At 60.0% G+C, this 437-nt stretch carries 1 protein-coding gene; it reads left to right on the top strand.

Annotated elements, in window-relative coordinates; genetic code table 11:
* Positions 1 to 437 (top strand): strawberry notch C-terminal domain-containing protein (locus tag ACR6JA_RS22365; RefSeq protein ID WP_494599608.1); only part of this gene is annotated, 437 nt, incomplete at both ends.

Below are 437 nucleotides of genomic sequence, written 5' to 3'. Positions count from 1 at the left end.
GTTCAGGGGCGATATGGCGATGTGCAGCGGGTGGCTCCGGAGAGCGAGGAATATGAACAGGCGGCGGAGGCGCTGCGCGAGAAAATTCGCGCATTTCCGGATCTGCCGCTCACACCGATTGATGTGATCAAGAAGGAGCTGAGCCAGCGAGGCTTTCCGGTGGCTGAAGTGTCGGGTCGTAAGGCGTCGCTGGTGCCGCAGGAGGCGGATGCCAATCGCTGGACTGTGCAGTTTCACGGCAAGAGCGACGCGGTGGCGAACGTTGCCGGTTTTCAGAATGGACGATATGAGGCCATCGTCATTACCCGGTCGGGCTCGACAGGGATCTCCCTGCACGCCACGGACAGATTTACGGACTCCGATATCCGCCAAAGGAATTTCATCGTTGCGCAGAAAGCGGCGAACATCGCCGAGTTTCTGCAATGGCTGGGGCGGGT

Source organism: Cedecea sp. B1(4), from assembly GCF_059414925.1.
This window is presented reverse-complemented; position numbering and strand designations above follow the sequence as displayed.